The following is a 13282-nucleotide window of genomic DNA, read 5'->3' on the forward strand; positions in this document are numbered from 1 at the left end:
CCCATACGGCGCTGAGCTGGGGCGTCTGGTTCTTAGGCATGCTGCCGCTGAGCATTCTGCTGGTTCTGTTGGTGCCGTGGCTCGCCTATGTGCTATATCCGCCCGTGCTGAAGTCGGGCGATCAGGTGCCACGCTGGGCGGAATCGGAACTCAAAGAGATGGGGCCGCTCTGCTCACGTGAGAAAAAGATGCTGGTGCTGATGGTAGGCGCCCTGGTGCTGTGGATCTTCGGTGGGGACTACATCGATGCCGCGATGGTCGGTTACAGCGTCGTTGCCCTGATGCTGGTGCTGCGCATCATCTCCTGGGATGACATCGTCAGTAATAAATCGGCGTGGAACGTCTTCTTCTGGCTGGCCTCGCTTATCACCCTCGCAACCGGACTGAACAACACCGGCTTTATCACCTGGTTTGGCAAACTGCTGGCCAGCGGATTGAGCGGCTACTCACCGGTGATGGTGATGATCGCGCTGATTGTGGTGTTCTGGCTGTTGCGTTACTTCTTTGCCAGCGCCACGGCGTATACGTCCGCGCTGGCACCGATGATGATCGCCGCCGCGCTGGCGATGCCGGAAATTCCCTTACCGATCTTCTGCCTGATGGTCGGTGCGGCTATTGGTCTGGGCAGCATTCTCACTCCGTATGCGACCGGACCAAGCCCTATCTACTATGGCAGCGGTTATCTGCCGACCGTGGATTACTGGCGGCTGGGGGCAATTTTCGGCCTGATTTTCCTGGTGCTGCTGCTGGCGACCGGGCTTATCTGGATGCCTCTCGTTTTGCTTTAACCCCGTTGGGGCGGCAGGGCTGTCGCCCCTTTTTTTCCATAAGCGTCTCATATGACCGTTTTCCCGCCGCGCTGAGGCATACTTTTTGCTATGCAAACACCCTCACGCTGAGAAGGGAAACGCTCTGGAAACCCTTGCGCACAAGACACCGACACGGGGCTGGCAGGCCGAACTCGACCTGCGGTTTAGCCATACCGCGCACAAAACGGTGCTCACCCGCGCACGCCACGTCGGTCCCCTGACGGTTCAACGGCCATTTTATCCGCAAGACGATGTTTGCCACCTCTATTTACTCCACCCGCCCGGCGGAATTGTCGGCGGTGATGAGCTGCACATTTCCGTCACGCTGGACGAAGACAGTCACGTATTAATCACCATGCCCGGCGCGGGTAAGTTTTATCGTAGCGCAGGCCCACAGGCGTGCCTGCATCAGACGTTCACGCTGGCCCCAAACGCGACGCTGGAATGGCTGCCGCAGGATACGATCCTGTTCCCCGGCGCTAACGCCAGCCTCCGCTCCGTATTTCATCTCACCGCTGAAAGCCGCCTGCTGGGCTGGGATCTGCTCTGCCTCGGGAGACCGGTTATGCAAGAAACGTTCAGCCACGGCACGCTGCATAACCGTCTGGAGATCTGGCGCGACGGGCAGCCGCTGCTCATTGAACGCCTGACGCTGAGGGATGGGGATCTCTCGGCCATCGCCAGCCAGCCGTGGTGCGGTACCCTGCTCTGCTATCCGGCTACGGAACAGATGCTCGACGGTGCGCGGGAACGTCTTGCTCCGCTCGGTGATTATGCCGGGGCAACGCTCGTCGACTCACTGCTGACGGTTCGTTTTCTGGCTGACGACAACCTGATTGTTCAGCGCGTCATGCGCGAAATCTGGCAGTTTTTACGCCCGCTGTTAACCCAAAAGCCACCGCACCTGCCGCGCATCTGGCAAACCTGAGAGACGCTTATGGAACTGACCCCCAGAGAAAAAGACAAACTGTTGCTCTTTACCGCCGCGCTGGTCGCAGAACGCCGACTGGCGCGGGGTCTGAAACTGAACTACCCGGAATCGGTGGCGCTCATCAGCGCATTCATCATGGAAGGCGCGCGCGACGGTAAAAGCGTCGCCTCGTTGATGGAAGATGGCCGCCACGTTCTGAACCGTGAGCAGGTGATGGAAGGCGTTCCGGAAATGATCCCGGACATCCAGGTGGAAGCGACCTTTCCGGACGGTTCGAAGCTGGTCACCGTTCACAGCCCGATCGTCTAAGGAGAACCCATGATTCCAGGCGAATACCGGATCGCAGCGGGAAACATTGCGATCAACGCAGGGCGCGAAACGCGCACGATCGTGATAGAAAACCATGGCGATCGCCCTATTCAGGTGGGGTCGCACTACCACTTTTACGAGGTCAACCCGGCGCTCCGCTTTTCCCGCGAATCCGCGCTGGGTTTTCGGCTGAATATTCCGGCGGGAACGGCGGTACGTTTTGAACCGGGCCAAAAGCGAGAAGTCGAACTGGTTCGAGTGGCGGGCGCACAGCGTATTGTTGGCTTTCGCGGCGACGTCATGGGTGCGCTGGAGGTGAAGCATGGCTGAGATTTCCCGGCAGGCTTACGCCGACATGTTCGGCCCGACCACCGGCGATAAAGTGCGTCTGGCGGACACGGATCTGTGGATCGAAGTGGAAAACGACCTCACCACCTATGGCGAAGAGGTGAAATTCGGCGGCGGCAAAGTGATCCGCGATGGCATGGGCCAGGGACAGATGCCGTCTCAGGAATGCGTGGACCTGGTGATCACCAACGCGCTGATCGTCGATCACTGGGGGATCATCAAAGCGGATATCGGCATTAAAGACGGCAGGATCTTTGCCATCGGCAAAGCCGGGAATCCGGATATTCAGCCTGACGTAACGATCCCGATCGGCGTCGCCACCGAAGCGATCGCCGGTGAAGGCAAGATCGTGACCGCAGGCGGCGTGGATACCCATATTCACTGGATCTGCCCGCAACAGGCGGAAGAGGCGCTGGTCTCCGGCGTGACGACAATGATTGGCGGCGGTACCGGACCGGCAGCCGGCACCAACGCCACCACCTGCACGCCGGGGCCGTGGTACATCGCCCGGATGCTACAGGCGGCGGATACGCTGCCCGTCAATATCGGTCTGCTGGGCAAAGGCAATGGCTCCCACCCCGATGCACTGCGCGAGCAGGTTGCCGCCGGTGCCATCGGCCTGAAAATTCACGAAGACTGGGGCGCGACGCCTGCGGCTATCGACTGTGCGCTAACCGTGGCCGATGAGATGGACATTCAGGTGGCGCTGCACAGCGATACTCTGAACGAGTCAGGCTTTGTCGAAGATACGCTGGCGGCGATTGGCGATCGTACCATCCACACCTTTCACACCGAAGGGGCCGGCGGCGGGCATGCGCCAGATATCATCACCGCCTGCGCGCATCCGAATATCCTGCCCTCCTCCACTAACCCGACGCTGCCCTATACCGTCAATACCATTGATGAACACCTCGACATGCTGATGGTTTGCCATCATCTCGATCCGGATATTGCCGAAGACGTGGCCTTTGCCGAATCACGGATCCGTCGGGAGACCATCGCCGCCGAAGATGTGTTACACGATATTGGCGCGTTTTCTCTGACCTCATCGGATTCACAGGCGATGGGGCGCGTGGGAGAAGTGATCCTGCGCACCTGGCAGGTGGCACACCGGATGAAGGTCCAGCGCGGTCCGTTGGCCGAGGAGACGGGGGAGAACGATAATCTGCGCGTGAAGCGCTATATCGCCAAGTACACCATTAACCCGGCACTGACCCACGGTATCGCTCACGAAGTCGGCTCCATTGAAGCCGGAAAGCTGGCGGATCTGGTGCTCTGGTCACCGGCCTTTTTCGGCGTGAAGCCTGCAACGATCGTGAAAGGCGGCATGATCGCCTGCGCACCAATGGGGGACATCAATGCTTCCATCCCCACGCCGCAACCGGTGCATTACCGCATGATGTTTGGCGCGCTCGGCGCGGCGCGTCATCATTCCCGGCTGACCTTTCTGTCGCAGGCGGCGGTGGAAAACGGTGTCGCACAGCAGCTCAATTTGCAAAGCCAAACCGCCGTGGTGAAAGGCTGCCGGACGGTGAAAAAAGCCGACATGATCCACAACAGCCTGCAACCGACTATCACCGTGGATGCCCAGACCTACGAGGTCCGCATCGACGGCGAACTCATTACCAGCGACCCCGCTGACGTTCTGCCGATGGCGCAACGTTACTTTTTATTTTGAGGAGCCGAGATGCTGTTATTGACGCAACGCGTTGACACCCCAGCGCACATCACCGCCACGCTGACGCTGCCGATTGATATCCGCGTGAAGAGCCGGGCGAAAGTACAGCTCAATGACGGGCGCGAGGCGGGGCTGATGCTGCCCCGAGGCTTGCTGCTGCGCGGCGGTGATTGCCTGAGCACTGAAGATGGCACGGAGGTGGTAGAAATTATCGCTGCCAGCGAAGCGGTATCGGTGGTGCGTTGCACCGATCCGTTCCTGCTTGCGAAAGCCTGCTACCACCTCGGCAACCGTCACGTCCCACTGCAAATTTTGCCGGACGAACTGCGCTATCACCACGATCACGTTCTGGACACCATGCTGCGCCAGTTCAGGTTAGAGGTGACCTTTGCCCATCTGCCGTTTGAGCCCGAGGCCGGGGCGTATGCCGGTGAATCCCACGGCCATCACCACAGCCATGCGCACTGATGCGTGACGCACAACAGCAGTTGCGTTTGCTGCAACTCGCCAGCAGCAGCCTGCCGGTGGGCTCGTTTACCTGGTCCCAGGGGCTGGAGTGGGCGGTTGAAACCGGCTGGGTGAACAGCGTTGACACCTTCGAATGCTGGCAAACCCGACAGATGGAAAATAACGTTTTCACCGTCGACCTGCCGCTGTTTGCCCGTCTGTATCACGCCTGTGAGCAGGATGATATTGACGCCGCACGCCGCTGGACCGCGTATCTGCTGGCCTGCAGGGAAACCCGCGAGCTGCGGGAAGAAGAACGTAGCCGGGGTGTCGCGTTCACCCGACTGGTGGTCGACTGGCAGCCAGAGTGCCCGCAGCAATGGCGCGCACGTTTTGCCGACAGTCAGCTCTGCGGTATGGCCTGGCTCGGCGTGCAGTGGCGCATTCCGCTGCATGACCTGGCGTTAACGCTCGGCTACAGCTGGATCGAGAGCGCCGTGATGGCCGGCGTCAAGCTGGTGCCGTTTGGCCAACAGGCCGCGCAACGGCTGATTATTTCACTTTGCGCGCAATACGCCAAAGGCATGGCGCAAGCGCTGGCGTGTCCGGACGACCGTCTGGGTTCCGCCACGCCGCTGGCGGCCATCGCCTCTGCACGCCATGAAACCCAATATTGCCGTTTATTTCGCTCCTGAGGAGAGACAATGAGTGAGTACAAACATCCCCTGCGCGTTGGCGTAGGCGGCCCGGTCGGTTCCGGTAAAACCGCCCTGCTGGAAGCGTTATGCAAAGCAATGCGCGATCACTGGCAACTGGCGGTGGTCACCAACGATATCTACACCAAAGAGGATCAGCGGATTCTCACCGAAGCGGGCGCACTGGCGCCGGAACGTATTGTCGGTGTAGAAACCGGCGGCTGTCCGCACACCGCCATCCGCGAAGACGCCTCGATGAATCTGGCTGCGGTGGAAGCATTAAGCGAAAAATTTGGCAATCTGGATTTGATTTTTGTCGAGAGCGGCGGCGACAACCTGAGTGCTACCTTCAGCCCGGAGCTGGCGGATCTGACGATCTATGTGATCGACGTCGCCGAAGGGGAAAAGATCCCGCGCAAGGGCGGACCCGGGATCACCAAATCGGATTTCCTGGTGATCAACAAAACCGATCTCGCCCCCTATGTCGGCGCGTCGCTGGAGGTGATGGAACGCGATACGTTGCGCATGCGCGGCGAGCGCCCGTGGACATTTACCAATTTGAAATCGGGTGACGGTCTGGCGACGATTATTGCGTTTCTGGAAGACAGAGGAATGTTGCGGGTGTAATGCGGTGTATTGCTGAGTGGCGGCTTCGCCTGGCCCGGCCTGCGGTCTTGTCGATCCGGTAAATGCAGAGAATAGATTCGTAGGCCCGGTAAGCGTAGCGCCACCGGGCAGGACAAACCCTACTTAAGCTGCTGGCAGTTCCGCCAACGGCCAGCGTGGACGCACGGTCACGCCGAGATCCGCCGTAGCGCCCGCTTTAAAGCGCACCATACCGGCATAGGCAATCATCGCCCCGTTATCGGTGCAAAATTCCGGACGGGCATAAAACACCTCACCACGACGTTTTTGCATCATCTCCGCCAGCTTCGCGCGCAGCGTGCGGTTGGCGCTGACGCCGCCTGCCATCACCAGACGCTTAAAGCCGGTCTGATCCAGCGCACGTTTACACTTGATCATCAGCGTATCCACCACCGCGTCTTCAAACGCCCGGGCGATATCGGCACGGGTTTGATCATCGCCGCCGTTATTGCGGATAGTATTTGCCGCAAAGGTTTTCAGCCCGGAGAAGCTGAAATCCAGCCCCGGGCGATCGGTCATGGGCCGTGGGAAAACAAAACGTCCAGCGGTGCCCTGCGACGCCATTTTCGACAGCATCGGACCACCTGGATAGTCAAGCCCCAGCAGTTTGGCGGTTTTATCGAACGCTTCACCGGCGGCATCATCAATCGACTCACCCAGCAGTTCATACTGTCCGACACCAGTCACGCTGATAAGCTGGGTATGTCCCCCCGACACCAACAGCGCCACGAAGGGGAATTCCGGCGGGTTATCTTCCAGCATTGGCGCCAGCAGATGTCCTTCCATGTGGTGTACGGGGATAGCGGGCACATTCCACGCAAACGCCAGAGAACGACCGACGGTTGCACCGACCAGCAGCGCGCCAACCAGACCCGGTCCTGCGGTATACGCCACCGCATCAATCTCTTTTGCACTCAGTCCCGCCTCTTTCAGCGCCGCCTGGATCAACGGCACCGTTTTGCGGACATGATCGCGGGAGGCCAGTTCAGGCACGACCCCGCCGTAGTCAGCATGTAATTTCACCTGACTATACAATTGGTTGGCTAACAGACCTTTTTCATCGTCGTAAATGGCGATGCCGGTTTCATCGCAGGATGTTTCAATTCCCAGTACACGCATGACTTGTTTCTACCTCACTTTATTACCGCGCAGTGTAGGTCGAATGCGGGGAGATGTATACCCTCACTCCCGATTTCGTGTATACTCTCCCCCCTTATAAAAGTCCCTTTCAAAATCGCATCGGTGCTTTACAAAGCAGCAGCAATTGCAGTAAAATTCCGCACCATTTTGAAATAAGCTGGCGCTGATGCCAGCGGCAAACCGAATTTATTAAAGGTGAGAGTTACATGCCGGTAATTAAAGTACGTGAAAACGAGCCGTTCGACGTAGCACTGCGTCGCTTCAAGCGTTCCTGCGAGAAAGCAGGCGTTCTGGCGGAAGTTCGTCGTCGTGAGTTCTATGAAAAACCGACTACCGAACGTAAACGCGCTAAAGCTTCTGCTGTGAAACGTCACGCGAAGAAACTGGCTCGCGAAAACGCACGCCGCACTCGTCTGTACTAATCTCTGTCGGGGGCTGAGGCTCTCGATTCAGACCGAGTTGTAGTTGTAAGGCCGTGCTTCCGAAAGGAATGCGCGGCTTATTTTCGTTTATATACGTCATCATTCAAGCTGCCTCTGCGCTCGCTCACCCCAGTCGCGTACTGATGTACGTTCCTGAGGATTCGCTCTTTTGCCGCCTTGATGCAACCTGAATGATTTTGTGTATATGAGTCATAAAAAATAAACGGGGCATATGGCTGGACGAATCCCACGCGTATTTATCAATGACCTGCTGGCACGAACCGACATCGTCGATCTCATCGACGCGCGGGTAAAGCTGAAAAAGCAGGGCAAGAATTATCATGCGTGCTGTCCGTTCCATAACGAAAAAACCCCCTCTTTCACCGTAAACGGTGAAAAACAGTTTTATCACTGCTTCGGATGCGGCGCGCACGGCAACGTCATCGACTTCCTGATGAACTACGACAAGCTCGAGTTCGTGGAAACCGTCGAAGAACTGGCGGCCATGCATAATCTTGACGTCCCGTTTGAAGCAGGCACAGGTCCCAGCCAGATAGAGCGCCATCAACGGCAAAGCCTTTATCAACTGATGGATGGCCTGAACACGTTTTATCAGCAATCTCTGATGCAACCCGCCGCTACCCCTGCGCGCCAGTATCTGGAAAAGCGAGGACTCAGTAGTGAAGTGATCGCGCGTTTTGCTATTGGCTTTGCGCCCCCCGGTTGGGACAACGTCCTGAAACGGTTTGGCGGCAATAGCGAAAATCGCCAGTCACTGGTGGATGCGGGCATGTTGGTCACCAACGATCAGGGACGCAGTTACGATCGCTTCCGCGAACGGGTGATGTTCCCCATCCGCGACAAGCGTGGTCGGGTGATAGGTTTTGGTGGTCGTGTGCTGGGTGATGCCCTGCCGAAGTACCTTAACTCCCCGGAAACCGATATTTTCCATAAGGGTCGCCAACTGTATGGCCTTTATGAAGCGCAGCAGGATAACGCCGATCCGCAACGTCTGTTAGTAGTGGAAGGCTATATGGATGTGGTGGCGCTGGCGCAGTATGGCATTAACTATGCCGTGGCTTCGCTGGGTACTTCAACTACCGCCGATCATATCCAGCTCCTGTTCCGCGCCACGAACAACGTCATATGCTGTTATGACGGTGACCGGGCAGGACGAGACGCCGCCTGGCGCGCGCTGGAAACCGCTTTGCCGTACATGACAGATGGTCGTCAGCTACGCTTTATGTTTTTACCTGATGGCGAAGACCCCGATACGCTGGTGCGGAAAGAGGGGAAAGAGGCATTCGAAGCCCGGATGGAGCAGGCCCTGCCGCTCTCCGCGTTTTTGTTTAATAGCCTGCTGCCACAGGTGGACCTGAGCACTCCAGACGGGCGTGCGCAATTGAGTACGCTGGCGCTGCCGCTCATCACACAGGTACCGGGTGAAACGCTGCGCATTTATCTGCGCCAGGAATTGGGAAACAAGCTTGGCATTCTGGATGACAGCCAACTTGAACGATTGATGCCAAAATTGTCTGAAAGTGGGGCTTCCCGACCCGCTCCGCAGCTAAAACGCACGACCATGCGTATACTGATAGGACTGCTGGTGCAAAATCCGGAACTGGCGCCGCTGGTGCCGCCGTTAAGCGGTCTGGATCAGAATAAACTGCCCGGACTTGGTTTATTTGCCGAACTGGTCAACACGTGTTTGTCCCAGCCCGGGCTGACTACCGGACAGCTTTTAGAACACTATCGTGGCACAAATGATGCGGCCACCCTTGAAAAACTGTCGATGTGGGACGATATAGCAGATAAGGATATTGCTGAAAAAACCTTCACCGACTCACTCAACCATATGTTTGATTCGATGCTTGAGCTGCGCCAGGAAGAGCTAATTGCCCGCGAGCGCACACACGGTTTAAGCAACGAAGAACGCCGGGAACTCTGGACATTGAACCAGGAACTGGCGAAGAAATAATTGAAGCAGACAAAATCATTCGAGTTGTATCAAGGCAGCAAGAGAACGCCGCTAGCGCAGAGACAACTTGAAGGATGAACTATTTAACGGCTTAAGTGCCGAATAGCGATCGGGAAGCCCCCGACAGCCGCACTGAGAGGCAGCGGCACAAATATAAGTACGCCCTCGCTTTAAATGTTGGCAGCAACGGCTTGCTGACGCTAATCAAACGAATTAAGTGTGGATACCGTCTTATGGAGCAAAACCCGCAGTCACAGCTGAAGCTTCTTGTCACCCGTGGTAAGGAGCAAGGCTATCTGACCTATGCCGAGGTCAATGACCATCTGCCGGAAGATATCGTCGATTCAGATCAGATTGAAGATATCATCCAAATGATCAACGACATGGGTATTCAGGTGATGGAAGAAGCACCGGATGCCGATGATCTGCTACTTGCTGAAAACACCACCAGTACCGACGAAGACGCGGAAGAAGCGGCCGCGCAAGTTCTGTCCAGCGTAGAGTCTGAAATCGGTCGTACCACTGACCCGGTTCGCATGTACATGCGTGAAATGGGTACCGTTGAACTGTTGACCCGCGAAGGCGAAATCGATATTGCGAAACGCATCGAAGACGGGATCAATCAGGTTCAGTGCTCCGTTGCCGAATATCCAGAAGCCATTACCTATCTGCTTGAGCAGTACGATCGTGTTGAGGCTGAAGAAGCCCGTCTGTCCGATCTGATCACTGGTTTTGTTGATCCGAACGCGGAAGAAGATTTGGCGCCGACCGCCACTCACGTCGGCTCTGAGTTGTCTCAGGAAGACCTGGATGACGACGAGGACGAAGACGAGGAAGAAGACGACGACAGCAGCGATGACGACAACAGCATTGACCCTGAGCTGGCGCGCGAGAAGTTCGGTGAACTGCGTACGCAGTACGAAGTCACGCGTGACACCATCAAAGCGAAAGGTCGTAGCCACGCCGATGCTCAGGCCGAGATCCTGAAGCTGTCTGAAGTGTTCAAACAGTTCCGTCTGGTGCCGAAGCAGTTCGACTACCTGGTGAACAGCATGCGCGTCATGATGGACAGGGTTCGTACCCAGGAACGTCTGATCATGAAGCTCTGCGTTGAGCAGTGCAAAATGCCGAAGAAGAACTTCATCACCCTGTTCACCGGCAACGAAACCAGTGAAACCTGGTTCAACGCAGCTATCGCGATGAACAAACCGTGGTCCGAAAAACTGCACGATGTGGCCGATGACGTTCACCGTGGCCTGCAGAAACTGCAACAGATTGAAGAAGAGACCGGCCTGACTATCGAGCAGGTCAAAGACATCAACCGTCGTATGTCCATCGGCGAAGCGAAAGCGCGTCGTGCGAAGAAAGAGATGGTTGAAGCCAACTTACGTCTGGTTATCTCTATCGCCAAGAAATACACCAACCGTGGTCTGCAGTTCCTGGATCTGATTCAGGAAGGCAACATCGGTCTGATGAAAGCGGTTGATAAGTTCGAATACCGTCGTGGTTACAAGTTCTCCACCTACGCAACCTGGTGGATCCGTCAGGCGATCACCCGCTCTATCGCGGATCAGGCACGCACCATCCGTATTCCGGTGCATATGATTGAGACAATCAACAAACTCAACCGTATCTCTCGCCAGATGCTGCAAGAGATGGGTCGCGAGCCGACGCCGGAAGAGCTGGCCGAGCGCATGCTGATGCCGGAAGACAAGATCCGTAAAGTGCTGAAGATCGCTAAAGAGCCGATCTCCATGGAAACCCCGATCGGTGACGATGAAGATTCGCATCTGGGTGATTTCATCGAGGATACTACCCTCGAGCTGCCGCTGGATTCTGCGACCACCGAAAGCCTGCGTGCAGCAACACACGACGTACTGGCCGGTTTGACCGCGCGTGAAGCGAAAGTCCTGCGTATGCGTTTCGGTATCGATATGAACACCGACCACACGCTGGAAGAAGTAGGTAAACAGTTCGACGTGACCCGCGAACGTATCCGTCAGATCGAAGCGAAGGCACTGCGTAAACTGCGTCACCCGAGCCGTTCTGAAGTCCTGCGTAGCTTCCTGGACGATTAATCCCGTCGCATAAACTGCAAACGCCACCTTCCCGGTGGCGTTTTTTTTACATTCCGCGCACGATCAGCGCCTCATCCAGTTCTCTGAAGGCTTCCACCAGTTTATCCAGGGTAATACGGCTCAGTCCGCTGGTATTCGGCAACACCCACACCTGCGTTGCGCCAATCGTTATGCTCTGCTTTCCCCACTCTACGCCGCGCTGGCTGAAGCCTTGTTCAAACGCCTGCTTACCTAATATCGCCAGGGCATGCGGTTGATAATCTTCAATTTTGGCAATCAGTTGACGCCCACCATCATGCAGTTCTTTACGCGAAACCTCATTAGCCTGCACCGTCGGTCTGTCGACCAGTTTGGTCACACCACAGCGAAAATCCAGCAAGTGTTCTGCTTCTTCCGGTTTGAGTTGGCGATCGGTAAAACCGGCCTGATGAATCACTTTCCAGAAACGGTTTGCCGGATGCGCAAACGGAAACCCCGTCCCGGCAGAAGAGAGCCCCGGATTGATGCCGCAGAACACGACCCGCAGCCCCGGCGCTAAAATATCTTTTACCATGAATACCTCACAACGATACGTCATGAGAAAAGTATAACGGATTGAAAATACGTTGTTTAATAAAACAGCATACGTACGGTTATGGCTGGATTGCGCGCAGGAGTTACTTTATAATTCACCGCCACGGCCCCTTAGCTCAGTGGTTAGAGCAGGCGACTCATAATCGCTTGGTCGCTGGTTCAAGTCCAGCAGGGGCCACCAGACAAAACAAGGAGTTAGATGAGAAATCGTCTGGCTCCTTTTTCGTTTTATACGAATTGGGTCAGGTAATGGGTCAGGTAAGGAATTGCTACCCTCCCCCTCTTCATCTCGCTGCCAGCATCCCCGGATAGTGCTTCGCCACGATATCATTCATCTTTTCTGTCAGATCGTACCGCTTAAAAGTAATGTGTGCGGTTCCCTTCTTAAAGTAACAAATTCTGAATAACTCATCTTCGTAAACGTCCTTAGCCGGATTATCACGAATATGCTCCATCAATCGGGTAGAGATATCACCCCGGTTGTCAGGGATGGATTTACCATCCAGCAGAAACAGCATTCGCTCCAGATCCGCCAGTTGATCCCGACGCCAGCCCCAGTTCAGACTAAATCCCCAGCGGTTATGCGTAACCAGATTGTTGACGATGATCTTTTTACCAAAGCTACAGGGACTATTGGTTTTATAATCCCACGACAGACCTTTGAACACGTTGATCATGCCACGTTCGAAGACATCCATTTTGTTCAGATGTAACTGCTCAAAGGTGCTGAGAATATTCGCCTCGCTGATAGCAGGAAGGTCGCCCTCCTCGAGGTTCTTATGCCACTGGTCGCGAGCCTGTGCGTCCATCAATGCCATCATGCCGGACTTCAGCATCAAATCGCGCCAGATGCTGCGATCTATATTGCGGGTGACGGCAGGCATCGCTTTATCAGCCTTCTCAGTCAGCCAGCTATCGTAGCGGTGCCCGGACTTCATCGCCCAGTCTTGCGCTATACCACCGCCAATTTCTGAGGTTAGCCGTGAAATGGCATCAAGCTGCTGAATGAGTTGTGCGATTTGTTTAAGTGCGGAATCGCGCCCAGTGACTACACGTTCGATACTGGTCGAAAGAATGAGCTCATTGTGTTCCGTCAACACGTCGGGTTCTGTTTGCATCGTTAATCGTCCATAAAAGCAAACACGCCTGTCGGGAGTGGCAGGCGCATTATGCGATGAATAAAAAAGGTGGGAAGTTCAGAGGTAAAAATCAGGAATGAGGCTCGAAAA

The 13282-nt window shown here is 55.9% G+C and carries 14 protein-coding genes and 1 tRNA gene; 12 read left to right on the forward strand and 3 right to left on the reverse strand.

The genetic code is table 11. The features are described 5' to 3' along the window. The 8 genes from AB7E14_RS11125 to ureG form a co-directional block, all read left to right on the forward strand. Positions 1-788 (forward strand): DASS family sodium-coupled anion symporter (locus AB7E14_RS11125; RefSeq protein ID WP_428169524.1); only part of this gene is annotated, 788 nt, incomplete at its 5' end. A 124-nt stretch (positions 789-912) separates the two neighbouring features. Next, positions 913-1737 carry an urease accessory protein UreD gene (locus AB7E14_RS11130; RefSeq protein ID WP_252869630.1) on the forward strand — a complete coding sequence of 275 codons (825 nt, stop codon included), beginning with the start codon at positions 913-915 and terminating at the stop codon, positions 1735-1737. A 9-nt stretch (positions 1738-1746) separates the two neighbouring features. Then, positions 1747-2049, forward strand: a complete 303-nt coding sequence (locus AB7E14_RS11135) for an urease subunit gamma (protein WP_042998190.1) — start codon at positions 1747-1749, stop codon at positions 2047-2049. A gap of 9 nt (positions 2050-2058) precedes the next feature. Beyond that, a complete protein-coding gene (locus tag AB7E14_RS11140; protein ID WP_044328096.1) occupies positions 2059-2379 on the forward strand; it encodes an urease subunit beta in 321 nt (106 codons plus the stop codon). Beyond that, complete coding sequence (ureC, locus tag AB7E14_RS11145; protein ID WP_042998192.1) at positions 2372-4075, forward strand: urease subunit alpha; 1704 nt, start codon at positions 2372-2374, stop codon at positions 4073-4075. Before AB7E14_RS11140 ends, ureC begins: the two co-directional genes overlap by 8 nt. Before the next feature lie 9 nt (positions 4076-4084). Continuing rightward, the gene (ureE, locus tag AB7E14_RS11150; protein WP_042998193.1) at positions 4085-4543 is read left to right on the forward strand and encodes an urease accessory protein UreE; all 459 of its coding nucleotides are present in this window, start codon (positions 4085-4087) and stop codon (positions 4541-4543) included. Next, positions 4543-5217, forward strand: coding sequence for an urease accessory protein UreF (locus tag AB7E14_RS11155; RefSeq protein WP_042998194.1), 675 nt, complete (start codon positions 4543-4545; stop codon positions 5215-5217). The genes ureE and AB7E14_RS11155 overlap by 1 nt, the downstream gene beginning before the upstream one ends. 9 nt (positions 5218-5226) lie before the next feature. After that, positions 5227-5844, forward strand: a complete 618-nt coding sequence (gene ureG / locus AB7E14_RS11160) for an urease accessory protein UreG (RefSeq protein WP_316962882.1) — start codon at positions 5227-5229, stop codon at positions 5842-5844. Between the two features lie 123 nt (positions 5845-5967). Here the strand turns inward: ureG and tsaD are convergent, their stop codons facing one another. Beyond that, a complete protein-coding gene (gene tsaD / locus AB7E14_RS11165; protein WP_042998195.1) occupies positions 5968-6981 on the reverse strand; it encodes a tRNA (adenosine(37)-N6)-threonylcarbamoyltransferase complex transferase subunit TsaD in 1014 nt (337 codons plus the stop codon). A 227-nt stretch (positions 6982-7208) separates the two neighbouring features. Here tsaD and rpsU point away from each other — a divergent pair, with 227 nt between their 5' ends. The 3 genes from rpsU (at position 7209) to rpoD (ending at position 11480) form a co-directional block, all read left to right on the forward strand. Beyond that, on the forward strand, positions 7209-7424 hold the full coding sequence (rpsU, locus tag AB7E14_RS11170) for a 30S ribosomal protein S21 (RefSeq protein ID WP_001144069.1): 216 nt from the start codon (positions 7209-7211) through the stop codon (positions 7422-7424). A 232-nt stretch (positions 7425-7656) separates the two neighbouring features. Next, positions 7657-9402, forward strand: coding sequence for a DNA primase (gene dnaG / locus AB7E14_RS11175; protein WP_044265580.1), 1746 nt, complete (start codon positions 7657-7659; stop codon positions 9400-9402). Positions 9403-9635: 233 nt separating this feature from the next. Next, positions 9636-11480, forward strand: a complete 1845-nt coding sequence (gene rpoD, locus AB7E14_RS11180; protein ID WP_042998197.1) for an RNA polymerase sigma factor RpoD — start codon at positions 9636-9638, stop codon at positions 11478-11480. A 46-nt stretch (positions 11481-11526) separates the two neighbouring features. Here the strand turns inward: rpoD and mug are convergent, their stop codons facing one another. Then, positions 11527-12033, reverse strand: coding sequence for a G/U mismatch-specific DNA glycosylase (gene mug / locus AB7E14_RS11185; protein WP_042998198.1), 507 nt, complete (start codon positions 12031-12033; stop codon positions 11527-11529). A gap of 125 nt (positions 12034-12158) precedes the next feature. Between mug and AB7E14_RS11190 the strand changes: the two genes are divergently transcribed. Then, a tRNA-Ile gene (locus tag AB7E14_RS11190) sits at positions 12159-12234 on the forward strand. Positions 12235-12337: 103 nt separating this feature from the next. Here the strand turns inward: AB7E14_RS11190 and AB7E14_RS11195 are convergent. Next, complete coding sequence (locus AB7E14_RS11195; protein ID WP_428169525.1) at positions 12338-13171, reverse strand: DUF4942 domain-containing protein; 834 nt, start codon at positions 13169-13171, stop codon at positions 12338-12340. Positions 13172-13282: the final 111 nt, after the last annotated feature.

This window comes from Citrobacter sp. (assembly GCF_050252275.1).
In the GTDB taxonomy this organism is placed as follows: Bacteria; Pseudomonadota; Gammaproteobacteria; order Enterobacterales; family Enterobacteriaceae; genus Citrobacter_A; species Citrobacter_A amalonaticus.

What these genes read in the sequence shown, in the direction of transcription:
- AB7E14_RS11135 (WP_042998190.1), top strand. Translation starts at nt 1,747, where the DNA reads ATGGAACTGACCCCCAGAGAAAAAGACAAACTGTTGCTCTTTACCGCC.
- tsaD (WP_042998195.1), bottom strand. Translation starts at nt 6,981, where the DNA reads ATGCGTGTACTGGGAATTGAAACATCCTGCGATGAAACCGGCATCGCC.
- ureC (WP_042998192.1), top strand. Translation starts at nt 2,372, where the DNA reads ATGGCTGAGATTTCCCGGCAGGCTTACGCCGACATGTTCGGCCCGACC.
- AB7E14_RS11140 (WP_044328096.1), top strand. Translation starts at nt 2,059, where the DNA reads ATGATTCCAGGCGAATACCGGATCGCAGCGGGAAACATTGCGATCAAC.
- mug (WP_042998198.1), bottom strand. Translation starts at nt 12,033, where the DNA reads ATGGTAAAAGATATTTTAGCGCCGGGGCTGCGGGTCGTGTTCTGCGGC.
- AB7E14_RS11195 (WP_428169525.1), bottom strand. Translation starts at nt 13,171, where the DNA reads ATGCAAACAGAACCCGACGTGTTGACGGAACACAATGAGCTCATTCTT.
- AB7E14_RS11155 (WP_042998194.1), top strand. Translation starts at nt 4,543, where the DNA reads ATGCGTGACGCACAACAGCAGTTGCGTTTGCTGCAACTCGCCAGCAGC.
- ureE (WP_042998193.1), top strand. Translation starts at nt 4,085, where the DNA reads ATGCTGTTATTGACGCAACGCGTTGACACCCCAGCGCACATCACCGCC.
- rpsU (WP_001144069.1), top strand. Translation starts at nt 7,209, where the DNA reads ATGCCGGTAATTAAAGTACGTGAAAACGAGCCGTTCGACGTAGCACTG.
- ureG (WP_316962882.1), top strand. Translation starts at nt 5,227, where the DNA reads ATGAGTGAGTACAAACATCCCCTGCGCGTTGGCGTAGGCGGCCCGGTC.
- rpoD (WP_042998197.1), top strand. Translation starts at nt 9,636, where the DNA reads ATGGAGCAAAACCCGCAGTCACAGCTGAAGCTTCTTGTCACCCGTGGT.
- dnaG (WP_044265580.1), top strand. Translation starts at nt 7,657, where the DNA reads ATGGCTGGACGAATCCCACGCGTATTTATCAATGACCTGCTGGCACGA.